Annotated in this window: 25 protein-coding genes; 24 read left to right on the top strand and 1 reads right to left on the bottom strand. The window is 43.2% G+C overall.

All coding sequences use genetic code 11. The annotated features are described in order from the left end of the window. The first annotated feature begins 225 nt into the window (after positions 1 to 225). Both rpsA and fni read left to right on the top strand, forming a co-directional pair. Complete coding sequence (rpsA, locus tag JQX68_RS11725) at positions 226 to 1,374, top strand: 30S ribosomal protein S1 (protein WP_014477197.1); 1,149 nt, start codon at positions 226 to 228, stop codon at positions 1,372 to 1,374. A 12-nt stretch (positions 1,375 to 1,386) separates the two neighbouring features. Further along, positions 1,387 to 2,436, top strand: a complete 1,050-nt coding sequence (gene fni / locus JQX68_RS11720) for a type 2 isopentenyl-diphosphate Delta-isomerase (RefSeq protein WP_069149794.1) — start codon at positions 1,387 to 1,389, stop codon at positions 2,434 to 2,436. A gap of 42 nt (positions 2,437 to 2,478) precedes the next feature. On the opposite strand, the gene JQX68_RS11715 is transcribed toward fni, so the two are convergent. Next, positions 2,479 to 2,610, bottom strand: coding sequence for a YpzI family protein (locus JQX68_RS11715; protein ID WP_003225499.1), 132 nt, complete (start codon positions 2,608 to 2,610; stop codon positions 2,479 to 2,481). Between the two features lie 80 nt (positions 2,611 to 2,690). Between JQX68_RS11715 and JQX68_RS11710 the strand changes: the two genes are divergently transcribed. From JQX68_RS11710 to trpC, 22 genes are all read left to right on the top strand, one after another. After that, positions 2,691 to 3,290, top strand: coding sequence for a YphA family membrane protein (locus JQX68_RS11710; RefSeq protein WP_147772184.1), 600 nt, complete (start codon positions 2,691 to 2,693; stop codon positions 3,288 to 3,290). Continuing rightward, positions 3,287 to 4,180, top strand: a complete 894-nt coding sequence (locus JQX68_RS11705; protein WP_014664423.1) for a YIEGIA family protein — start codon at positions 3,287 to 3,289, stop codon at positions 4,178 to 4,180. The genes JQX68_RS11710 and JQX68_RS11705 overlap by 4 nt, the downstream gene beginning before the upstream one ends. Continuing rightward, complete coding sequence (locus JQX68_RS11700) at positions 4,177 to 4,371, top strand: capping complex subunit for YIEGIA (RefSeq protein WP_004398137.1); 195 nt, start codon at positions 4,177 to 4,179, stop codon at positions 4,369 to 4,371. The genes JQX68_RS11705 and JQX68_RS11700 overlap by 4 nt, the downstream gene beginning before the upstream one ends. A gap of 153 nt (positions 4,372 to 4,524) precedes the next feature. Further along, a complete protein-coding gene (der, locus tag JQX68_RS11695) occupies positions 4,525 to 5,835 on the top strand; it encodes a ribosome biogenesis GTPase Der (RefSeq protein ID WP_014664422.1) in 1,311 nt (436 codons plus the stop codon). A gap of 17 nt (positions 5,836 to 5,852) precedes the next feature. Continuing rightward, positions 5,853 to 6,890, top strand: a complete 1,038-nt coding sequence (locus JQX68_RS11690) for an NAD(P)H-dependent glycerol-3-phosphate dehydrogenase (RefSeq protein WP_147772183.1) — start codon at positions 5,853 to 5,855, stop codon at positions 6,888 to 6,890. A gap of 337 nt (positions 6,891 to 7,227) precedes the next feature. Then, positions 7,228 to 7,431, top strand: coding sequence for a DUF2768 domain-containing protein (locus tag JQX68_RS11685; protein WP_014664420.1), 204 nt, complete (start codon positions 7,228 to 7,230; stop codon positions 7,429 to 7,431). 21 nt (positions 7,432 to 7,452) lie between these two features. Next, positions 7,453 to 8,187 carry a YphF family lipoprotein gene (locus JQX68_RS11680; protein WP_147772182.1) on the top strand — a complete coding sequence of 245 codons (735 nt, stop codon included), beginning with the start codon at positions 7,453 to 7,455 and terminating at the stop codon, positions 8,185 to 8,187. 182 nt (positions 8,188 to 8,369) lie between these two features. Beyond that, positions 8,370 to 9,848, top strand: coding sequence for a stage IV sporulation protein A (spoIVA, locus tag JQX68_RS11675; protein WP_014664418.1), 1,479 nt, complete (start codon positions 8,370 to 8,372; stop codon positions 9,846 to 9,848). Between the two features lie 374 nt (positions 9,849 to 10,222). Beyond that, the gene (gene hbs / locus JQX68_RS11670; RefSeq protein ID WP_003153447.1) at positions 10,223 to 10,501 is read left to right on the top strand and encodes a non-specific DNA-binding protein Hbs; all 279 of its coding nucleotides are present in this window, start codon (positions 10,223 to 10,225) and stop codon (positions 10,499 to 10,501) included. Between the two features lie 187 nt (positions 10,502 to 10,688). Continuing rightward, a complete protein-coding gene (gene folE, locus JQX68_RS11665) occupies positions 10,689 to 11,261 on the top strand; it encodes a GTP cyclohydrolase I FolE (RefSeq protein ID WP_003225516.1) in 573 nt (190 codons plus the stop codon). Positions 11,262 to 11,282: 21 nt separating this feature from the next. Continuing rightward, positions 11,283 to 11,510, top strand: coding sequence for a trp RNA-binding attenuation protein MtrB (gene mtrB / locus JQX68_RS11660; protein WP_003230576.1), 228 nt, complete (start codon positions 11,283 to 11,285; stop codon positions 11,508 to 11,510). A gap of 163 nt (positions 11,511 to 11,673) precedes the next feature. Continuing rightward, positions 11,674 to 12,429: a heptaprenyl diphosphate synthase component 1 gene (hepS, locus tag JQX68_RS11655; protein ID WP_014664416.1), complete on the top strand. Its 756-nt coding sequence runs from the start codon at positions 11,674 to 11,676 to the stop codon at positions 12,427 to 12,429. Positions 12,430 to 12,435: 6 nt separating this feature from the next. Further along, positions 12,436 to 13,137, top strand: coding sequence for a demethylmenaquinone methyltransferase (gene menG / locus JQX68_RS11650; RefSeq protein ID WP_014664415.1), 702 nt, complete (start codon positions 12,436 to 12,438; stop codon positions 13,135 to 13,137). A 25-nt stretch (positions 13,138 to 13,162) separates the two neighbouring features. After that, on the top strand, positions 13,163 to 14,125 hold the full coding sequence (gene hepT, locus JQX68_RS11645; RefSeq protein ID WP_003246013.1) for a heptaprenyl diphosphate synthase component II: 963 nt from the start codon (positions 13,163 to 13,165) through the stop codon (positions 14,123 to 14,125). Positions 14,126 to 14,240: 115 nt separating this feature from the next. Next, the gene (ndk, locus tag JQX68_RS11640; protein WP_010886554.1) at positions 14,241 to 14,690 is read left to right on the top strand and encodes a nucleoside-diphosphate kinase; all 450 of its coding nucleotides are present in this window, start codon (positions 14,241 to 14,243) and stop codon (positions 14,688 to 14,690) included. Positions 14,691 to 14,926: 236 nt separating this feature from the next. After that, complete coding sequence (gene cheR / locus JQX68_RS11635; RefSeq protein WP_014664412.1) at positions 14,927 to 15,697, top strand: protein-glutamate O-methyltransferase CheR; 771 nt, start codon at positions 14,927 to 14,929, stop codon at positions 15,695 to 15,697. A gap of 74 nt (positions 15,698 to 15,771) precedes the next feature. After that, positions 15,772 to 16,944: a chorismate synthase gene (gene aroC / locus JQX68_RS11630; protein ID WP_041521366.1), complete on the top strand. Its 1,173-nt coding sequence runs from the start codon at positions 15,772 to 15,774 to the stop codon at positions 16,942 to 16,944. Next, the gene (aroB, locus tag JQX68_RS11625) at positions 16,944 to 18,032 is read left to right on the top strand and encodes a 3-dehydroquinate synthase (RefSeq protein WP_147772181.1); all 1,089 of its coding nucleotides are present in this window, start codon (positions 16,944 to 16,946) and stop codon (positions 18,030 to 18,032) included. The genes aroC and aroB overlap by 1 nt, the downstream gene beginning before the upstream one ends. After that, the gene (gene aroH / locus JQX68_RS11620) at positions 18,029 to 18,412 is read left to right on the top strand and encodes a chorismate mutase (protein ID WP_014664409.1); all 384 of its coding nucleotides are present in this window, start codon (positions 18,029 to 18,031) and stop codon (positions 18,410 to 18,412) included. Before aroB ends, aroH begins: the two co-directional genes overlap by 4 nt. A gap of 216 nt (positions 18,413 to 18,628) precedes the next feature. Next, positions 18,629 to 20,176, top strand: a complete 1,548-nt coding sequence (gene trpE / locus JQX68_RS11615) for an anthranilate synthase component I (RefSeq protein WP_014664408.1) — start codon at positions 18,629 to 18,631, stop codon at positions 20,174 to 20,176. Then, a complete protein-coding gene (trpD, locus tag JQX68_RS11610; RefSeq protein WP_147772180.1) occupies positions 20,148 to 21,164 on the top strand; it encodes an anthranilate phosphoribosyltransferase in 1,017 nt (338 codons plus the stop codon). Before trpE ends, trpD begins: the two co-directional genes overlap by 29 nt. Then, positions 21,157 to 21,909 carry an indole-3-glycerol phosphate synthase TrpC gene (gene trpC, locus JQX68_RS11605; protein ID WP_147772179.1) on the top strand — a complete coding sequence of 251 codons (753 nt, stop codon included), beginning with the start codon at positions 21,157 to 21,159 and terminating at the stop codon, positions 21,907 to 21,909. Before trpD ends, trpC begins: the two co-directional genes overlap by 8 nt. Positions 21,910 to 21,912: the final 3 nt, after the last annotated feature.

The following is a 21,912-nucleotide window of genomic DNA, read 5'->3' as shown; positions in this document are numbered from 1 at the left end:
AAATGCCACTTTTTTTGAATTTTTCAACGAAGATAGAATGTTATTGCTTGACAAACCTGTCCTTTTATTAGAAGTTAATACTAATAAAACTTTTTATTGATCATTCAAAAAACTTTTTTGGATGATTCTTTAATACATATTCGGCTAAAAGCGGGCATGTTATATGTTCAGCTTTCAAACCGTTTTAATTAAGCTGTGTAGGTTTGGACCAAGGAGGTTATTCAAATGACAGAGGAAATGAATCAAATTGATGTTCAAGTGCCAGAGGTTGGAGATGTAGTTAAAGGGATTGTCACAAAGGTAGAGGACAAGCATGTAGATGTAGAAATTATCAATGTTAAACAATCCGGTATTATTCCAATCAGTGAATTATCAAGTCTTCATGTAGAGAAAGCATCGGATGTTGTTAAAGTAGACGACGAGCTTGACCTGAAAGTAACAAAAGTGGAAGACGATGCTTTGATTTTATCTAAACGTGCTGTTGATGCAGACCGCGCTTGGGAAGACCTTGAGAAAAAATTTGAAACAAAAGAAGTGTTTGAAGCTGAAGTGAAAGATGTCGTGAAAGGCGGCCTTGTCGTTGATATCGGCGTTCGCGGTTTTATTCCGGCATCGCTTGTTGAAGCACATTTCGTTGAAGATTTCACTGACTATAAAGGAAAAACACTGTCTCTGCTCGTTGTAGAGCTTGACCGTGATAAAAACCGCGTGATCCTTTCACATCGTGCCGTTGTGGAAAGTGAACAAGCGAATAAAAAACAGGAACTTCTTCAGTCTCTTGAAGTTGGAAGTGTACTTGATGGCAAAGTGCAGCGCCTGACTGACTTTGGCGCGTTTGTAGATATCGGCGGCATCGACGGACTTGTGCACATTTCACAACTTTCTCACTCTCATGTAGAGAAACCGTCTGACGTTGTTGAAGAGGGACAAGAAGTAAAAGTGAAAGTGCTATCGGTTGACCGCGATAATGAACGTATTTCATTATCAATCAAAGATACACTGCCTGGACCTTGGAGCCAAATCGGCGAAAAAGTGAAGCCTGGCGATGTGCTTGAAGGAACTGTACAGCGTCTTGTAAGCTTCGGTGCCTTTGTTGAAATCCTTCCAGGTGTTGAAGGTCTCGTTCATATTTCTCAAATTTCCAATAAACACATCGGCACGCCGCATGAAGTCCTTGAAGAAGGACAGACTGTAAAAGTGAAGGTTCTTGATGTGAATGAAAATGAGGAGCGCATTTCATTAAGCATGCGTGAACTTGAAGAAACGCCTAAAGCTGATCAGGAAGATTACCGTCAATATCAAGCGAAGGAAGAAACAAGCACTGGCTTCCAGCTTGGAGATCTGATCGGAGATAAGCTGAATAAACTAAAATAATTGGTGATAAACGTGACTCGAGCAGAACGAAAAAGACAACACATCAATCATGCCTTGTCCACCGGTCAAAAGCGGGAAACAGGTCTTGATGATATTACGTTTGTTCACGTTAGTCTGCCCGATCTTGCATTAGAACAAGTAGATATTTCCACAAAAATCGGCGAACTTTCAAGCAGTTCGCCGATTTTTATCAATGCAATGACTGGCGGCGGCGGAAAACTTACATATGAGATTAATAAATCGCTTGCGCGAGCGGCTTCTCAGGCTGGAATTCCTCTTGCTGTGGGATCGCAAATGTCAGCATTAAAAGATCCATCAGAGCGTCTTTCCTATGAAATTGTTCGAAAGGAAAACCCAAACGGGCTGATTTTTGCCAACCTGGGAAGCGAGGCAACGGCTGATCAGGCAAAGGAAGCAGTTGAGATGATTGGAGCAAACGCACTGCAGATCCACCTCAACGTGATTCAGGAAATTGTGATGCCTGAAGGAGACAGAAGCTTTAGCGGAGCACTGGAACGTATTGAACAAATTTGCAGTCATGTCAGTGTACCAGTCATTGTGAAAGAAGTCGGATTCGGTATGAGCAAAGAATCAGCAGGGAAGCTGTATGAAGCTGGTGCTGCAGCTGTTGACATTGGCGGTTATGGGGGGACGAATTTCTCCAAAATTGAAAATCTCCGAAGGCAGCGGCAAATCACCTTTTTTAATTCGTGGGGCATTTCAACAGCTGCAAGTTTGGCGGAAATCCGCTCTGAGTTTCCCGCAAGCACCATGATCGCCTCTGGCGGCCTGCAGGATGCACTTGACGTGGCAAAGGCAATTGCGCTGGGAGCCTCTTGTACCGGAATGGCAGGGCATTTTTTAAAAGCGCTGACTGACAGTGGTGAGGAAGGACTGCTTGAGGAGATTCAGCTGATTCTTGAGGAATTAAAGATGATTATGACCGTGCTGGGCGCCAGTACGATTGCCGATTTACAAAAGGCGCCTCTTGTGATCAAAGGTGAAACCCATCATTGGCTCACAGAAAGAGGGGTCAATACATCAAGCTATAGTGTGCGATAAATGATAAAAGCCCAAAACCATATGTGGTTTGGGCTTTTCGTATTATGATTTTCGTTTTTTGAATCTTCCGTTTTGTTCAAGGCTTGTCGCTCCGTCATAGTGAATGGACTGGTCGCGGTCTGATTCGACTCTTCCTGAAGCTTTGAGTTTTTTTTCCTGTCTGTCTTTTCCCATGATCATACTCCTTAATTGTGAGAGAGATTGTTTAAAAAATGCGCTTGGACTCCATACTGGAAATATGGAGGAAGTGTAAAATGGAACAATTTTATTACTATTGGTCAATGTGGTTTCTGTGGGTTCTGACAACATTTATTATCCAAAAGACAAAAAGACGATTTGCCGTCTCTGTCTTTATTTTAACTAATATTATTCTTAGCATACATGACATCGCTTTATATTTTTCCCTTAACGCTGCATATATGATGTTTTTCGTTTGTGGGTGTGTCTATGCCGGGTATTTGGGAATGTATCGTTTCCGTTACATTCTAGTCTGTCTGACGCTTGTTGCCGCGTATGCGTTTGTTTATCTTTTTGCATTATATGACCCGGTTTGGTTCATCATAAAACCTGAGTGGGCTGCCGTTATATTAATAGTGCTTTTGACAGCTTCTGTTGAAAGGAATTTTGAGAAGCAGCTTGCCTTATTTGTCCTCGGAATGTGCCAAGGCGAACTTGTGTATTCATTTGTGATTCAAAAGTTGGCCGGGGCTTTGGCTGTCGGCGGCTTTCAATGGCTGAATGCGTGTTCTGCGGGGATGATATTGCTATTTGGCATATCTAAATACGAACAGCTCGCAAGCCAGATTGGTCAGAAAAGCAAAAGATCAAACAAAGGAGCTACCAAAATGTCATGAGTGATTACATTTATCCGATTATTGCGGGGGTCATCGCCGGTATTGCAACAAGGCTTTATATGCTGAAAACGGATTATCGCCAGTATCCGACCTATATTCATGGGAAAGTGATTCATATCGCACTGGGGATGATAGCGGCTGGTTTAGGTGCAATTATTATGCCGGCGCTTTTGCAGCAGGAATTTACGGCCATCACATTTTTAACGTTAGCAGCGACGCAATTTAGAGATGTTCGAAACATGGAGCGGAACACATTGACGCAAATGGATTCGTATGAACTTGTCTCGAGGGGAAGCACATATATTGAGGGGATTGCCATTGCGTTTGAAAGCAGAAATTATATTGTGATCTTTACAGCGCTTTTGACAACCTCCGCGTATGTGTTTTTATCCATCTGGGCTGCAGTCATAGCGGCTGTCGTTTGTTTCTTACTGGCCATGAAATTTATGTCTGGCAGTGTGTTAAAGGATATTGTAGACATCGAGTACATAAAGCCACGCTTTGATGGTCCGGGCTTGTTTGTTGATAATATTTATATGATGAATATCGGGCTTCCAGAGAAACAGGAGCTGATTTTAAAGCATGGCATGGGCTTTATTTTGACGCCAAAAAACTTTAATTCAGCAGCGACGATAGCCAATTTAGGGCAGCGTCAGGCGATTTTATTTGATGTTTCCAATGTGCTCGGGGTTTATCGAGATTCAGGAGAGCCGTCTCTGACCCCAATTGCAAAACGGGATTTAAATGACGGGAGAGTGGCAGTTTTTGTTCTGCCGCAAATTCACCACCCCGAAACGGCAGTACAGATTATTAGCAATGTTCCAACCCTGGAAAATGCGATTAGAATGCCGACAGAATTTATCAAGAATCAGGATAAGGTGATAGGATGAGTGAATCTCTCACGAAAGTGATTTTGTCTGTGATTACGACAAATCGAAACCGGGCTGCAGGGGGAGCGCCTGTCTTTTTTTGCAATGACCAAAAGGAGATGGAGCTTTTCGCTAAAAATCTTGAGGCGATCCTTGATGGAATAGCGCATAGAATCGGAGATGACGTGTATTTGATCGTGAAACATTTTTAAGAATAGTTGTGATCCCGGTAAAAACTGATATAATAAATGAGTTAAGCCCTTCCTCTGAAGGGTTTCTTTTCATAAAAGTGAATGAAATGATTTTAATAACCGGTTGAAAATTTATGTAAAAATGAAAGCGGCTGGATCGAAAGGAAGGGTACTATGGGTAAACCTGTCGTAGCCATTGTCGGGAGACCAAATGTAGGAAAATCCACAATCTTTAACCGGATTGCGGGAGAAAGAATTTCAATAGTAGAAGATACCCCTGGCGTGACAAGGGATCGGATATACAGCTCGGCTGAATGGCTGAATTATGATTTTAATTTGATTGATACGGGCGGTATTGATATCGGTGATGAGCCGTTCTTAGCTCAAATTCGCCAGCAGGCTGAAATCGCCATGGATGAAGCGGACGTGATCGTTTTTATGGTGAACGGCCGTGAAGGCGTGACAGCTGCTGATGAAGAAGTAGCGAAAATTTTGTACCGCACAAAAAAGCCTGTTGTTTTAGCGGTTAATAAACTGGATAACACAGAAATGAGAGCGAATATTTATGATTTTTATTCGCTAGGCTTTGGCGAGCCATATCCAATTTCGGGAACACACGGACTCGGACTGGGTGATTTACTGGATGCCGTTGCAGAGCATTTTAAAAACATTCCAGAAACGAAATACAATGAGGAAGTTGTTCAATTCTGTTTGATCGGACGTCCGAATGTCGGAAAGTCCTCACTTGTGAACGCCATGCTCGGCGAAGAACGCGTTATTGTCAGCAACGTGGCTGGAACGACAAGAGATGCTGTTGATACGTCATTTACTTACAACCAGCAGGAGTTTGTCATTGTCGATACTGCAGGTATGCGAAAAAAAGGGAAAGTCTATGAAACGACTGAGAAGTATAGTGTACTGCGGGCGCTGAAAGCGATTGACCGCTCAGAAGTCGTGGCGGTTGTGCTTGATGGCGAAGAAGGCATTATTGAACAGGACAAGCGTATCGCCGGTTATGCACACGAAGCGGGCAAGGCCGTCGTAATCGTCGTAAACAAATGGGATGCTGTTGACAAAGATGAGAGCACGATGAAGGAATTTGAAGAAAATATTCGCGATCATTTTCAATTTCTAGATTATGCGCCAATCCTATTTATGTCTGCCTTAACGAAAAAACGGATCCATACGCTGATGCCTGCGATTATCAAAGCAAGTGAAAATCATTCACTTCGAGTTCAAACGAACGTCTTAAATGATGTCATCATGGATGCTGTGGCAATGAATCCGACACCGACTCATAACGGTTCGCGTTTGAAAATTTACTATGCGACCCAAGTGTCGGTGAAGCCGCCAAGCTTCGTTGTGTTTGTAAATGATCCGGAATTGATGCATTTTTCATACGAACGGTTTTTAGAAAACCGAATCAGAGACGCGTTCGGTTTTGAGGGGACACCAATCAAAATATTTGCAAGAGCTAGAAAATAAAAAGGTGTGAAGCAAATATGAAAAAAGTCACAATGCTCGGAGCGGGAAGCTGGGGGACAGCACTGGCTTTAGTGTTGGCTGATAATCATCACGAGGTAACCATGTGGGGACACCGTGCAGATCTGATCCATCAAATCAATGATCAGCATGAAAACAAAGATTATTTGCCGAACGTCAAGCTTCCAGAATCAATAGTGGCAACTACGGATATGAAGATGGCTGTGTCAGACGCAGATGTCATTATCGTTGCGGTTCCCACAAAAGCGATTCGGGAAGTGCTGGGGCAGGCTGTCCCTTTGATAACGAAAAAGGCAGTCTTTGTCCATGTCAGCAAGGGGATAGAGCCGGATTCACTCCTGCGCATTTCTGAAATTATGGAAGTAGAGCTTCCGAGTGATGTCAGAAAAGATATCGTTGTCCTTTCCGGTCCGAGTCATGCGGAAGAAGTAGGGCTGCGGCACCCTACAACTGTTACTGCATCTTCAAAAAGCATGAAAGCAGCGGAAGAGGTGCAGGATTTATTTATTAATCATAATTTTCGGGTGTACACAAATCCTGATGTTATCGGAGTTGAAATTGGAGGGGCTTTAAAAAATATTATCGCCCTTGCTGCAGGAATTACAGACGGTTTAGGGTACGGTGACAACGCCAAAGCTGCCTTGATTACACGCGGACTTGCCGAAATCGCGAGACTCGGAACGAAAATGGGCGGGAATCCCTTGACGTTTTCTGGATTGACAGGAGTAGGCGATCTAATTGTGACATGCACAAGTGTTCATTCCAGAAACTGGCGTGCAGGCAATTTGCTCGGAAAAGGGTACAGGCTTGAAGACGTTCTTGAAGAGATGGGAATGGTAGTCGAAGGCGTCCGCACGACGAAAGCGGCTTACCAGCTTTCGAAGAAATATGATGTCAAAATGCCGATTACAGAGGCGCTCCATCAGGTTCTATTCAACGGACAAAAAGTGGAAACCGCTGTTGAATCTTTAATGGCGAGAGGGAAAACCCACGAGATGGAGGATTTAGTAAATACGTTTGAAAATCAAGTGAAGTAAAAGTGTCAATCGTATAATGAATCGCATATCTTAATTGAACGAAAGCCCGAAAAACAGAAGAATACCCAAGTCTTGGGATCTCCTGAAACATTTTGCCGATTTAGGCAATAGAGGATGCATCTGTATGCCAAGTCGCATACTATAGCATCGAAGTCCAAGAGAGTGTTTCTTAAACGTGCAGGTGAATATAGTCAAGTTGACTGAAGCGAAGGTCCCCCTCTTTGCTTCAGTTTTTTTGTTCTATCAAAGGATGGAAAATCTGGTTGATCTTTTCCGGTGCTGTATATTAAAATAAAATATAACGCTTACATCATACATATCGGGGAGGCGCACGTCATTGAATCTGGCATTGATGAAAATGTGGTTTGCTCTAGGGTCCATGGGTTTGATGTTTCTGGCTGTCGCTTCCATCTATTTCAGTCGCTTTAAGTGCCAAAACCGTTTTTTGAAGATTACGATTTCATCATTCGCTTACATGTGTATGCTCATATCTGGAATTATTGTGTTTGTCGTGGTTTTTAGCGGCCCTGTCAATGAATAAAGCTGTAAAAGGAAGTGCTGTATGGGTAAACTGAAGTGCGCTATCATTTTTGCGGCAGTCGTGTTTTTATCCGGTTGTTTGTATCCGAATGAACGGAAAAGCAGTGTGCATGCCATTCCTTATCAAGACCAGCTACAGCAGGTTCAGTCTGCTGTTGATGAATTTCAAAAGGCAAATGGAGGGCTGCTTCCAATTCAAACCAAAGATATGTCGACTCCGCTATATCAAAAATATCCGATAGACTTTAACCGGTTAGCGCCAAGATACATAGCTGAACCTCCGAGTACGGCATATGAAAGCGGGGGAGACTATCAATACGTGCTTGTTGACGTAGAGAACGATCCGACTGTTAAATTAATTGATCTGAAGATGGCTGAAAAAATTCGCGATGTGAAATTGCGTATCCAAATGTACCGTCAGGAGCATCAATATCCGCCTTACAAGGATGTGCTATCACATGATTTATTTACACTCGATGAGAAGAAGCTGGGGGATGGAAGCTCTCTTACAGTGACAAGCCCAATCTCAGGGAATTCCTTGCCGCTTATGATTGATGGAGACGGAGAAATATATGCCGATTACCGGACTGAGCTGGCTTCTTATCTCAAAAAAAGCAAAAAAACGTTTAAACCCGGGACTGAAATCCAGGATATAATTTGGCAAAAAACCCCCTTTGTCCCTGCGTTTTCTGTGAAATATACGGTAAATGACAAGCAGGAACCTGTTTTTTTAGAAAATGATATGAAAAAGGAATGAACCTTTCTCCCTTGCATACAAATAGGGAGAAAGGTTTTTTTATACTTTAATAGATTGAGGATGAGAAATTTTCTAAAGATGTCATATTCAAATAGGACAACGTCATACACATATAGTGTCCTGTGTTTGATTGAAAGAGCTTAATAAAATTGATAAGGATAGGAAGTCCGGGAGGGGATCACTTGGAAAAGGTCGATATTTTCAAGGATATCGCTGAACGAACAGGAGGCGATATATACTTAGGAGTCGTAGGTGCTGTCCGTACAGGAAAATCCACGTTTATTAAAAAATTTATGGAGCTTGTGGTGCTCCCGAATATCAGTAACGAAGCAGACCGGGCCCGAGCGCAGGATGAACTGCCGCAAAGCGCAGCCGGCAAAACAATTATGACTACAGAGCCTAAATTTGTTCCGAATCAGGCGATGTCTGTTCATGTGTCAGACGGACTCGATGTGAATATAAGATTAGTAGATTGTGTAGGTTACACAGTGCCCGGCGCTAAAGGGTATGAAGATGAAAACGGGCCGCGGATGATCAACACGCCTTGGTACGAAGAACCGATCCCATTTCATGAGGCTGCTGAAATCGGCACACGAAAAGTCATTCAAGAACACTCGACCATAGGAGTTGTCATTACGACAGACGGCACCATTGGAGATATCGCCAGAAGTGACTATATAGAGGCTGAAGAAAGAGTCATTGAAGAGCTGAAAGAGGTTGGCAAACCCTTTATTATGGTCATCAACTCAGTCAGGCCGTATCACCCGGAAACTGAGGCTATGCGCCAGGATTTAAGCGAAAAATATGATATCCCGGTATTGGCAATGAGTGTAGAGAGCATGCGGGAATCAGATGTGCTGAGTGTGCTCAGAGAGGCCCTCTACGAGTTTCCGGTGCTTGAAGTGAATGTCAATCTCCCAAGCTGGGTAATGGTGCTGAAAGAAAACCATTGGCTGCGTGAAAGCTATCAGGAGTCCGTGAAGGAAACGGTTAAGGATATTAAACGGCTCCGGGACGTAGACAGGGTTGTCGGCCAATTTAGCGAGTTTGAGTTCATTGAAAGTGCCGGCTTAGCCGGAATTGAGCTGGGCCAAGGGGTGGCAGAAATTGATTTGTACGCGCCTGATCATCTATATGATCAAATCCTGAAAGAAGTTGTGGGCGTTGAAATCAGAGGAAGAGACCATCTGCTTGAGCTCATGCAAGACTTCGCCCATGCGAAAACAGAATATGATCAAGTGTCTGAGGCCTTAAAAATGGTCAAACAGACGGGATACGGCATCGCAGCGCCTGCTTTAGCTGATATGAGTCTTGATGAGCCGGAAATTATAAGACAGGGCTCGCGATTCGGTGTGAGGCTAAAAGCTGTCGCTCCGTCGATCCATATGATCAAAGTCGACGTCGAAAGCGAATTCGCCCCGATTATTGGAACGGAAAAACAAAGTGAAGAGCTTGTACGTTATTTAATGCAGGACTTTGAGGATGATCCGCTCTCCATTTGGAATTCCGATATATTCGGAAGGTCACTGAGCTCAATTGTGAGAGAAGGGATTCAGGCGAAGCTGTCACTCATGCCTGAAAACGCACGGTATAAATTAAAAGAAACGTTAGAAAGAATCATAAACGAAGGCTCTGGCGGCTTAATCGCCATTATCCTGTAATACCGGTAGACCTCTTTATAGAATGGGAGGTCTTTTTTCTTTGCTCTTAATAATGGAAAAGGATCAAGGAATAGGATGAAAAAAGTAAAAAAAGGAATATTTGTTCGATAAATCACGTTAAATCCTTGACGAGCAAGGGATTGACGCTTTAAAATGCTTGATATGGCTTTTTATATGTGTTACTCTACATACAGAAATTCTTCACTTTGTTGGACAAACATTCCTCAGAGTGCAGTTTTTCTTAAAAAGCCGTTTAATTGTCTTTCTCTTGCCTGCTCTCATTTTTTTCTGAGACAGGTTTAGAATCAGACTGAACTGTGAAGAAATGATAATAAACGAACTGAATGTATTCCTTTTGGGAGGAGGTGAAAGGCATGAACAAAACAGAACTTATCAATGCGGTTGCAGAAGCAAGCGAATTGTCTAAAAAAGACGCTACAAAAGCAGTTGACTCTGTTTTTGATACGATCTTAGATGCACTTAAAAACGGTGATAAAATCCAACTGATCGGTTTTGGTAACTTCGAGGTGCGTGAACGTTCTGCACGTAAAGGACGCAACCCTCAAACAGGTGAAGAAATCGAAATTCCTGCAAGCAAAGTACCTGCTTTCAAACCAGGTAAAGCGCTTAAAGACGCAGTTGCCGGAAAATAATTGTGAATATAGATCGTGTATGCATCTAGCTTACATACACTTTATTTCTTCACAGAAAAGCCCCTTTCTAAGGGGCTTTTCATATTTCAAGAGCATGGGCTTCCTGACAGGGCATTCACTTTGCTTTTAGCGGGGCATGTGTGCTAGAATCGAAATTAAATGTATTCATTGGTGGAGGACATAGAACATGAAAGAAGTTAATAAAGAGCAAATCGAACAAGCTGTTCGTCAAATTTTAGAAGCGATCGGAGAAGACCCGAATAGAGAAGGGCTTCTTGATACTCCGAAAAGAGTCGCAAAGATGTATGCCGAAGTATTCTCCGGCTTGAATGAAGATCCAAAAGAACATTTCCAGACTATCTTCGGTGAAAACCATGAGGAGCTTGTTCTTGTAAAAGATATCGCGTTTCATTCTATGTGTGAGCATCACCTGGTTCCCTTTTATGGAAAAGCACATGTTGCATATATACCGCGAGGCGGAAAGGTCACAGGACTCAGCAAGCTGGCACGTGCCGTTGAAGCCGTTGCAAAGCGTCCGCAGCTTCAGGAACGCATCACTTCGACAATCGCGGAAAGCATCGTAGAAACGCTTGACCCGCATGGCGTAATGGTTGTGGTTGAAGCAGAACACATGTGCATGACGATGCGCGGTGTAAGAAAACCGGGTGCAAAAACTGTCACTTCAGCAGTCAGAGGCGTTTTTAAAGATGATGCCGCTGCCCGTGCAGAAGTGCTGGAGCATATTAAACGTCAGGACTAATAAAGATAGAGGGTGCTATAAATGAATCAAAAGCATTCAAGTGATTTTGTCGTCATTAAAGCGGTTGAGGATGGAGTAAACGTGATCGGCCTGACAAGAGGAACAGACACAAAGTTTCACCATTCCGAAAAACTCGACAAGGGAGAAGTGATCATCGCTCAGTTTACAGAGCATACTTCTGCCATCAAAGTCAGAGGAGAGGCACTGATTCAAACCGCGTACGGAGAAATGAAAAGCGAAAAAAAATAAGCTGGCTGTCCCCGCTGTTAAAAGCAAATGCTCGCAAACAGCGGGAGGATACAGCCAATTTCTTTTTTTTATGCTATAATGATATCTGCGTAAGCGAATGAAAAGATAAGACTCTTACATAGATTAAGAAATAAATGTGAATTTGGGGACAAGGGTGATATTTTTGCAAGACATCTACGGAACTTTAGCCAATTTGAACACAAAATTAAAACAAAAGCTGTCTCATCCTTATTTAGCGAAGCATATTTCTGCGCCGAAAATTGATGAGGATAAGCTTCTTCTTTTTCATGCTTTATTTGAAGAAGCAGACATAAAAAACAACGACAGAGAAAATTATATTGTAACAGCGATGCTTGTACAAAGCGCCCTTGATACCCATGATGAAGTGACGACAGCTAGAGTCATAAAACGAGACGAAAACAAAAACCGCCAATTGACTGTTCTCGCGGGCGATTATTTCAGCGGGCTGTACTACTCTTTACTATCTGAAATGAAGGATATTTACATGATTCGGACGCTTGCTACAGCTATCAAAGAAATCAATGAACATAAAATTCGCCTATATGACCGTTCTTTCAAGGACGAAAACGATTTTTTCGAAAGTGTCGGCATCGTTGAATCAGCTTTATTCCATCGTGTGGCAGAACACTTCAACCTTCCGCGCTGGAAAAAGCTGTCGAGTGATTTTTTTGTATTTAAGCGGCTTATGAACGGGAATGATACATTTCTGGACGTGATCGGCAGTTTTATACAGCTTGGAAAAACAAAAGAAGAGATATTAGAAGATTGTTTTAAAAAAGCGAAAAACAGCGTTGAGTCACTTTTGCCTCTAAATTCTCCTATTCAGAACATTTTATTAAACCGTCTGAAGACAATCAGCCAAGATCAAACCTATCATCAGAAAGTGGAAGAAGGGTAAACCATTATGCAGGACTCAAAAGAACAGCGCGTACACGGAGTATTTGAAAAAATATATAAAAACTATGACCAAATGAACTCTGTCATCAGTTTTCAGCAGCATAAAAAATGGCGCGATAAAACGATGCGCATCATGGATGTAAAAGAAGGCGCCAAAGCACTCGATGTATGCTGCGGAACGGCTGACTGGACGATCGCTCTTGCGAAAGCGGCCGGCAAAAGCGGCGAGATCAAGGGCTTGGATTTCAGTGAAAATATGCTGAGTGTCGGCCAGCAGAAAGTAAAAGACGGCGGATTCAGCCAAATCGAACTGCTGCATGGAAATGCGATGGAGCTTCCTTTTGATGATGATACATTTGATTATGTCACCATTGGCTTCGGGCTCCGCAACGTCCCTGATTACTTGACTGTATTGAAAGAGATGAGACGTGTAGTGAAGCCGGGCGGCCAGGTTGTATGTCTGGAAACGTCTCAACCGGAAATGTTCGGATTCAGACAGGCTTACTTTATGTACTTTAAGTACATTATGCCGTTTTTCGGAAAACTGTTTGCGAAGAGCTATAAAGAATATTCTTGGCTTCAAGAATCAGCCAGAGATTTCCCTGGAATGAAGGAACTGGCAGGCCTGTTTGAAGAGGCGGGCCTGAAAAATGTTAAATATCATTCGTTTACTGGCGGAGTCGCTGCCACGCATATCGGATGGAAATGAAAACACAGATGTTTGGGTGAATGATATGAAATTTAAAATGGCCTACTCTTTTTTAAATGACGATATTGATGTAATCGAAAGAGAACTTGAACAAACCGTACGTTCCGATTATCCGCTTTTAAGCGAGGCGGGGCTTCACCTGCTGCAGGCCGGAGGGAAACGTATTCGGCCTGTTTTCGTACTGCTTTCAGGCATGTTTGGCGATTACGATATTAATAAGATTAAATATGTGGCTGTCACTCTGGAAATGATTCACATGGCATCTCTGGTTCATGATGATGTCATTGATGATGCGGAGCTTCGCCGAGGGAAACCGACAATCAAAGCAAAGTGGGACAATCGTATTGCGATGTACACAGGCGATTATATGCTTGCGGGATCTCTTGAAATGATGACGAGAATTAACGAACCGAAAGCCCATAGGATTTTGTCGCAGACGATCGTTGAAGTTTGTCTAGGAGAAATCGAGCAGATCAAAGACAAATACAACATGGAACAAAACCTCAGAACATATCTCCGCCGTATTAAAAGAAAAACGGCTCTCTTGATCGCGGTCAGCTGCCAGCTCGGTGCCATTGCGTCTGGCGCTGATGAGAAGATTCATAAGGCACTGTACTGGTTTGGATATTACGTCGGTATGTCTTACCAAATTATTGATGATATTCTTGATTTCACTTCAACTGAAGAAGAGCTGGGTAAACCCGTTGGAGGAGATTTACTTCAAGGGAACGTCACATTGCCAGTGCTGTATGCCCTGAAAAATCCAGCATTAAAGAACCAGCTTAAATTGATTAACAGTGAGACAACGCAGGAACAGCTTGAACCAATCATTGAAGAAATCAAAAAAACGGATGCCATTGAAGCATCTATGGCAGTAAGCGAAATGTATTTGCAGAAAGCTTTCCAGAAATTAAATACGCTTCCCAGAGGCCGCGCGCGCTCGTCTCTTGCAGCCATCGCAAAATATATCGGTAAAAGAAAATTTTAATTTTTGTAGATATTAAGAAATTTCTCCGCCCCGGATTGATTAATTATCAGAAAGATGTTACGATTTCGGTGTGCAGTGTGAAAGCCTATACATACATAATGATGGGGTGGAGAATATGATGGAAAAGACTTTTATCATGGTGAAACCAGACGGTGTCCAACGTCAGCTCATTGGGGACATTTTATCTAGATTCGAACGTAAGGGCTTACAATTAGCTGGTGCCAAGTTAATGAGAGTGACTGAACAAATGGCTGAGAAACACTACGCCGAACATCAAGGGAAGCCTTTCTTCGGAGAGCTCGTTGAGTTTATTACTTCAGGACCTGTATTCGCAATGGTGTGGGAAGGCGAAAATGTCATTGAAGTGACGAGACAGCTGATCGGAAAGACAAATCCTAAAGAAGCTTTACCTGGTACGATTCGGGGAGATTATGGCATGTTTGTCGGGAAAAACATCATCCACGGCTCTGATTCTCTCGAAAGTGCAGAACGCGAGATTAACATTTTCTTTAAGAATGAAGAATTAGTGTCATATCAGCAGCTTATGGCAGGCTGGATCTATTAATCATTGTGAAAATATGTAACAGAGCCGGCATTATTGAACGCCGCCGGTTTTTGAACTGTTTTGTAAAGGTTTACATTAAAGTGAATAAAGGGTTCAATGGCAGTGCGCATCAGACCTCTGCCTTTCCCAACGATCTAAAATCAGCTGAAAAGCTGATTTTTTTATTGAATTAATACAATTTCCTGATAAAACAAGCTATACTAGGACAAAAAGACAGCGAGACTGGGAGAGTAGAGATGGATACATACAGCGTTTTTACAACGAAATGGAAACAATTAACCGGAGTCGATTTGACACTATATAAAGAGTCACAAATGAAGAGAAGGCTAACATCACTTTATGAGAAAAAGGGGTTCCAAAGCTTTAAGGAATTTGCGGCGGCATTGGAAAAAGATCCCGCTCTCTTAAATGAAACATTGGACAGAATGACGATCAATGTTTCAGAATTTTATCGTAATTATAAAAGATGGGAAGTTCTTGAGACTGCAATTCTGCCGTTAATCAAGACCTCTAGACCTTTAAAGATTTGGAGTGCCGCCTGTTCAACAGGTGAGGAGCCATACACGCTTGCCATGCTTTTGGACCAGCAAAAAGGTCTTCCGGGCTATCAGATTTTGGCAACGGATATTGATGAAAAAGCATTGGAAAAAGCGAAAAAAGGCGTTTATCAGGAGCGGTCTTTACAGGAAGTGCCGTTATCAGTGAAGGATCGTTATTTTACTCAAAACACAAATGGAAGTTATGAAGTAAAACCGGGAATCAAAAAGAATATTACATTCAAAAAGCACAATCTGCTGGCGGATCGTTATGAACAAGACTTTGACTTAATCGTGTGCCGCAATGTATTTATTTACTTTACAGAAAGCGCGAAGGAAGAGCTTTATTTAAAAATGGCAAATAGCTTGAAAAAGAATGGAGTTCTTTTTGTCGGCAGCACCGAGCAAATCTTCAACCCTGAGAAATTCGGCCTGGCTCCAGCCGATACATTCTTTTATCAAAAAAGATAGACTGACTTTTTGCTGAAAAATATGTTATAGTAGTCTTACTTAAAAGCGTTAATGCGATGAAGGGAGAAGAAGTCATGAGATATTTAACAGCCGGAGAATCACACGGCCCCCAACTGACAACCATTATTGAAGGTGTGCCTGCCGGGCTTTACATAACGGAGGAAGATATCAATTTTGAGCTTGCCAGACGCCAAAAAGGCCACGGCCGCGGCCGTCGCATGCAGATCGAAAAAGACCAAGCCAAAATTATGAGTGGGGTGCGCCATGCACGTACACTCGGCTCACCAATTGCTCTCGTTGTTGAAAATAACGATTGGAAGCATTGGACAAAAATCATGGGTGCCGCTCCGATTACAGAAGATGAAGAGAAGGAAATGAAGCGCCAAATTTCCAGACCGAGACCTGGGCACGCTGACTTAAATGGCGCGATTAAATATAATCATCGTGATATGAGAAATGTGCTTGAGCGCTCTTCAGCAAGGGAAACAACTGTCAGAGTGGCGGCAGGGGCTGTTGCTAAAAAGATTCTTTCTGAGCTCGGCATTAAGGTGGCGGGCCACGTGTTGCAAATTGGCGCAGTTAAAGCTGAAAAAACAGCATATACGTCAATTGAAGACCTGCAGCGTGTAACGGAGGAGTCTCCTGTCAGATGCTACGATGAAGAGGCAGGAAAAAAAATGATGGATGCCATTGATGAAGCGAAGGCAAACGGAGATTCGATCGGCGGAATTGTGGAAGTCATTGTCGAGGGAATGCCAGTAGGTGTGGGCAGCTATGTCCATTATGACCGCAAACTGGACAGCAAGCTTGCTGCAGCTGTACTGTCAATTAACGCATTTAAAGGTGTTGAATTCGGGATCGGATTTGAGGCGGCAGGCCGAAATGGCAGTGAAGTCCATGACGAGATCATTTGGGACGAGGAAAAAGGCTACACCCGTGCCACCAACAGACTTGGAGGACTGGAAGGCGGCATGACAACAGGGATGCCGATTGTTGTCCGCGGAGTCATGAAGCCGATTCCGACTTTGTATAAACCGCTGAAAAGTGTCGATATTGAAACGAAAGAACCGTTTTCCGCCAGCATTGAACGTTCTGACAGCTGTGCTGTTCCTGCGGCAAGTGTAGTAGCTGAAGCGGCTGTCGCTTGGGAAATTGCGAACGCAGTCGTTGAACAATTCGGATTAGATCAAATCGACCGCATTAGAGAAAATGTGGAGAATATGAGAAAACTGTCGAGGGAATTTTAATGAAGACACTGCATGTTCAAACTGCTTCTTCGTCGTATCCTGTTTTTATCGGACAAGGCATCAGAAAAAAGGCTTGCGATCTATTAACCTCCTTAAACAGGCCTTTAACAAGGATCATGCTTGTTACGGATGAAGAGGTGGACCGCCTGTATGGCGATGAAATGCTTTATTTGCTGCAAGAAAAGTGGCCTGTGAAAAAAGTGACGGTACCGAGTGGAGAGCAGGCGAAATCCATGGACATGTATACGAAATTGCAGAGTGAAGCGATTCGTTTTCATCTGGATCGCTCCTCTTGTATCATCGCATTCGGAGGCGGTGTTGTAGGGGATCTTGCCGGTTTTGTGGCTGCCACTTTTATGCGCGGCATTGATTTCATCCAAATGCCCACGACGCTCTTGGCGCATGACAGCGCAGTCGGAGGAAAAGTAGCCGTGAACCATCCGCTTGGAAAAAATCTAATCGGTGCGTTTTACCAGCCGAAAGCCGTGCTCTACGATACAGAGTTCCTGCGTTCTCTGCCTGAAAAAGAACTTCGGTCCGGAATGGCAGAAGTAATTAAACACGCATTTATCTACGACAGAGCGTTTCTGGAAGAGCTGCTGAATGTCCGCTCACTTCGTGATATCACTAATGATCAGCTGAATGACATGATTTTTAAAGGCATTTCAATTAAAGCGTCTGTCGTTCAGCAGGATGAAAAAGAAGAGGGGATAAGAGCTTACTTAAACTTTGGGCATACGCTCGGCCATGCCGTTGAGGCGGAATATGGCTACGGGCAAATCACTCACGGTGATGCAGTAGCCCTCGGAACGCAGTTTGCTTTATATATAAGCGAAAAGACTGCAGGCTGTGAAATGGACAGAAAACGTTTGGTCAGCTGGCTAAAACGTTTGGGTTATCCAACTCAAATCAGAAAAGAGACGGAAACTTCGGTTCTCTTGGACCGTATGATGAATGATAAGAAAACCCGAGGCGGGAAGATTCAGTTTATTGTGCTCAACGAATTAGGGAAAGTTGCTGATCACACATTTTCAAGAAATGAACTTGAGAGCTGGCTGAACAAATGGCGATTGGAGGAGACATCATGATGATTCGCGGAATTCGCGGAGCAACTACAGTTGAACGGGATACCGAAGAAGAAATTTTACAAAAAACAAAACAGCTGTTAGAGAAAATCATAGAAGAAAATCAAACAAAACCGGAAGATGTTGTTCAAATGCTTCTTTCGGCTACACCTGATTTGCACTCTGTTTTCCCGGCAAAAGCTGTTCGCGAGCTTTCAGGATGGCAGTATGTACCGGTAACATGTATGCAGGAAATGGACGTAACAGGCGGTCTGAAAAAGTGCATAAGAGTCATGATGACGGTCCAGACAGATGTCCCTCAGGATCAGATCAGACATGTATATTTAGAAAAAGCCGTCGTATTGAGGCCCGATTTATCATTGACAAAAAATACTGAATTGTAATACGATAAGAACAGCTTAGAAATACACAAGAGTGTGTATAAAGCGTTTAGAATGAGTTGAGTTAGAGAATAGGGTAGCAGAGAATGAGTTTAGTTGAGCTGAGACATGCATGTTTATTCTACCCAAAAGAAGTCTTTCTTTTGGGTTTATTTGTTATATAATATTTTATCCTCTCATGCCATCTTCTCATTCTCCTTGCCATAAGGAGTGAGAACATTGAATTTCCAATCAAACATTTCCGCATTTTTAGAGGACAGCTTGTCCCACCACACGATACCGATTGTGGAGACCTTCACAGTCGATACACTGACACCCATTCAAATGATAGAGAAGCTTGACAGGGAGATTACGTATCTTCTTGAAAGCAAGGACGATACATCCGCTTGGTCAAGATATTCGTTTATCGGCCTGAATCCATTTCTCACAATTAAAGAAGAGCAGTGCCGTTTTGCTGCCACTGATCAGGACAGCAAATCTCTTTACACGGGAAATGAACTAAAAGACGTACTGAACTGGATGAATGCCACATACAAAATCAAAACACCTGAGCTTGGCATTCCTTTTGTCGGCGGGGCTGTCGGGTACTTAAGTTATGATATGATCCCGCTGATTGAACCTTCTGTTCCTTCGCATACAAAAGAAACAGAAATGGAAAAGTGTATGCTGTTTGTTTGCCGGACATTAATTGCGTATGATCATGAAACCAAAAACGTCCACTTTATCCAGTATGCAAGGCTCAATGGACAGGAAACAGAAAACGAAAAAATTGATGTGTTCCATCAAAATCATCAAGAGCTCCAACATCTCATCGAAAAAATGATGGACCAAAAAAACATAAAAGAGCTGTTTCTCTCTGTTGATTCATACAAGACACCCAGCTTTGAGACAGTATCTTCTAATTATGAAAAATCGGCTTTTATGGCTGATGTAGAAAAAATCAAAGGCTATATAAAAGCAGGCGATATCTTCCAGGGCGTTTTGTCACAAAAATTTGAGGTTCCGATAAAAGCAGATGCTTTTGAGTTATACCGAGTGCTTAGGATCGTCAATCCTTCTCCGTATATGTATTATATGAAACTGCAAGACAGAGAAATAGTCGGCAGTTCTCCGGAACGGTTAATTCACGTTCAGGACGGGCACTTGGAAATCCATCCGATTGCCGGTACGAGAAAACGCGGTGCAGACAAAGCCGAAGATGAGAGGCTGAAAGTTGAGCTGATGAAGGATGAAAAAGAAAAGGCGGAGCATTACATGCTCGTTGATCTTGCCCGAAACGATATCGGCAGAGTAGCAGAGTATGGGTCTGTTTCTGTGCCGGAGTTCACAAAAATTGTCTCCTTTTCACATGTCATGCACATTATCTCGGTGGTTACAGGCCAACTGAAAAAAGGGGTCCATCCCGTTGATGCACTGATGTCTGCTTTCCCGGCGGGGACATTAACAGGAGCACCTAAAATCCGTGCCATGCAGCTTTTGCAAGAGCTCGAACCAACACCGAGAGAGACATACGGAGGGTGTATTGCCTACATTGGGTTTGACGGGAATATCGACTCTTGTATTACGATTCGCACGATGAGTGTAAAGAACGGTGTTGCCTCGATACAGGCAGGTGCCGGCATTGTTGCTGATTCTGTTCCGGAAACCGAATACGAAGAAAGCTGTAATAAAGCCGGTGCGCTGCTGAAAACGATTCATATTGCAGAAGACATGTTTCATAGCAAGGAGGATAAAGCTGATGAACAAATTTCTACAATTGTGCGTTGACGGAAAAACCCTTACAGCCGGTGAGGCTGAAGCGCTGATGAATATGATGATGGCAGCGGAAATGACTCCTTCTGAAATGGGCGGTATATTGTCTATTCTTGCCCATCGGGGAGAGACACCAGAAGAGCTTACGGGTTTTATGAAGGCAATGCGGGCACACGCTCTTACAGTCGATGGACTTCCTGATGTCGTTGATACATGCGGAACCGGGGGAGACGGTATTTCCACTTTTAATATCTCAACGGCATCGGCAATTGTTGCCTCGGCAGCTGGCGCGAAAATCGCTAAGCATGGCAATCGCTCTGTCTCTTCTAAAAGCGGGAGCGCTGATGTTTTAGAGGAGCTAGAGGTTTCAATTCAAACTACTCCTGAGAAGGTCAAAACAAGCATTGAAACAAATAATATGGGATTTCTATTTGCGCCGCTTTATCATTCGTCTATGAAACATGTAGCAGGTACTAGAAAAGAGCTAGGTTTCAGAACGGTATTTAACCTACTCGGACCGCTAAGCAATCCTTTGCAGGCGCAGCGTCAGGTGATCGGGGTCTATTGCGTTGAAAAAGCTGGACTGATGGCAAGCGCACTAGAGTCATTTCAGCCGAAGCATGTCATGTTCGTATCAAGCCGTGACGGTTTAGATGAGCTTTCAATTACAGCGCCGACCGACGTGATTGAATTAAAGGATGGAGAGCGCCGGGAATATACGGTTTCACCCGAAGATTTTGGTTTTGTAAATGGCAGACTTGAAGATTTACAGGTGCAGTCACCGAAAGAGAGCGCTTATCTCATTCAGAATATTTTTGAAAATAAAAGCAGCAGTTCCGCTTTATCTATAACGGCTTTTAATGCGGGTGCTGCGATTTACACGGCGGGAATTACCGACTCACTGAAGGAAGGAACGGAGCTGGCCTTAGAGACGATTACAAGCGGAGGCGCAGCTGCGCAGCTTGAACGACTAAAACAGAAAGAGGAAGAGATCTATGCTTGAAAATATCATCAAACAAAAGAAAGAAGAAGTGAAAACGCTGGTTCTGCCGGTAGAGCAGCCTTTCGAAAAACGTTCATTTAAAGATGCGTTGGCAAGCCCGAATCGGTTTATCGGGCTGATTGCCGAAGTGAAGAAAGCATCACCGTCAAAAGGGCTGATTAAAGAGGATTTTGTCCCTGTGCGGATTGCAAAAGACTATGAAGCTGCGAAGGCAGATGTACTTTCCGTTTTAACAGACACCCCGTTTTTTCAAGGGGAAAACAGCTATTTATCAGATGTAAAGCGCGCTGTTTCGATTCCTGTACTCAGAAAAGATTTTATTATTGATTCTCTTCAAGTGGAGGAATCAAGAAGAATCGGTGCGGATGCCATATTGTTAATCGGCGAGGTGCTTGACCCTTTACACCTCTATGAATTATATCTTGAAGCAGGCGAAAAGGGGATGGACGTGTTAGTGGAGGTTCATGATGCATCAACGCTAGAACAAATATTGAAAGTGTTCACACCTGATATTCTCGGTGTAAATAACCGAAACCTAAAGACGTTTGAAACATCTGTAAAGCAGACAGAACAAATCGCATCTCTCGTTCCGAAAGAATCTCTGCTTGTCAGTGAAAGCGGAATCGGTTCTTTAGAACATTTAACATTTGTCAACGAACATGGGGCGCGAGCTGTACTTATTGGTGAATCATTGATGAGACAAACTTCTCAGCGAAAAGCAATCCATGCTTTGTTTGGGGAGTGAGGT

The organism is Bacillus sp. LJBS06, assembly GCF_016924995.1.
Classification (GTDB): domain Bacteria; phylum Bacillota; class Bacilli; order Bacillales; family Bacillaceae; genus Bacillus; species Bacillus stercoris.
The sequence above is the reverse complement of the archived record's forward strand: the minus strand, read 5'-3'. Positions and strand labels throughout refer to the sequence as shown.

Bases quoted from the DNA above. Each gene is read 5' to 3' on its own strand.
- rpsA (WP_014477197.1), top strand. From the start codon at position 226: ATGACAGAGGAAATGAATCAAATTGATGTTCAAGTGCCAGAGGTTGGA.
- JQX68_RS11715 (WP_003225499.1), bottom strand. From the start codon at position 2,610: ATGGGAAAAGACAGACAGGAAAAAAAACTCAAAGCTTCAGGAAGAGTC.
- JQX68_RS11710 (WP_147772184.1), top strand. From the start codon at position 2,691: ATGGAACAATTTTATTACTATTGGTCAATGTGGTTTCTGTGGGTTCTG.
- JQX68_RS11705 (WP_014664423.1), top strand. From the start codon at position 3,287: ATGAGTGATTACATTTATCCGATTATTGCGGGGGTCATCGCCGGTATT.
- JQX68_RS11700 (WP_004398137.1), top strand. From the start codon at position 4,177: ATGAGTGAATCTCTCACGAAAGTGATTTTGTCTGTGATTACGACAAAT.
- der (WP_014664422.1), top strand. From the start codon at position 4,525: ATGGGTAAACCTGTCGTAGCCATTGTCGGGAGACCAAATGTAGGAAAA.
- JQX68_RS11690 (WP_147772183.1), top strand. From the start codon at position 5,853: ATGAAAAAAGTCACAATGCTCGGAGCGGGAAGCTGGGGGACAGCACTG.
- JQX68_RS11680 (WP_147772182.1), top strand. From the start codon at position 7,453: ATGGGTAAACTGAAGTGCGCTATCATTTTTGCGGCAGTCGTGTTTTTA.
- hbs (WP_003153447.1), top strand. From the start codon at position 10,223: ATGAACAAAACAGAACTTATCAATGCGGTTGCAGAAGCAAGCGAATTG.
- folE (WP_003225516.1), top strand. From the start codon at position 10,689: ATGAAAGAAGTTAATAAAGAGCAAATCGAACAAGCTGTTCGTCAAATT.
- mtrB (WP_003230576.1), top strand. From the start codon at position 11,283: ATGAATCAAAAGCATTCAAGTGATTTTGTCGTCATTAAAGCGGTTGAG.
- menG (WP_014664415.1), top strand. From the start codon at position 12,436: ATGCAGGACTCAAAAGAACAGCGCGTACACGGAGTATTTGAAAAAATA.
- hepT (WP_003246013.1), top strand. From the start codon at position 13,163: ATGAAATTTAAAATGGCCTACTCTTTTTTAAATGACGATATTGATGTA.
- ndk (WP_010886554.1), top strand. From the start codon at position 14,241: ATGATGGAAAAGACTTTTATCATGGTGAAACCAGACGGTGTCCAACGT.
- cheR (WP_014664412.1), top strand. From the start codon at position 14,927: ATGGATACATACAGCGTTTTTACAACGAAATGGAAACAATTAACCGGA.
- aroC (WP_041521366.1), top strand. From the start codon at position 15,772: ATGAGATATTTAACAGCCGGAGAATCACACGGCCCCCAACTGACAACC.
- aroB (WP_147772181.1), top strand. From the start codon at position 16,944: ATGAAGACACTGCATGTTCAAACTGCTTCTTCGTCGTATCCTGTTTTT.
- aroH (WP_014664409.1), top strand. From the start codon at position 18,029: ATGATGATTCGCGGAATTCGCGGAGCAACTACAGTTGAACGGGATACC.
- trpD (WP_147772180.1), top strand. From the start codon at position 20,148: ATGAACAAATTTCTACAATTGTGCGTTGACGGAAAAACCCTTACAGCC.
- trpC (WP_147772179.1), top strand. From the start codon at position 21,157: ATGCTTGAAAATATCATCAAACAAAAGAAAGAAGAAGTGAAAACGCTG.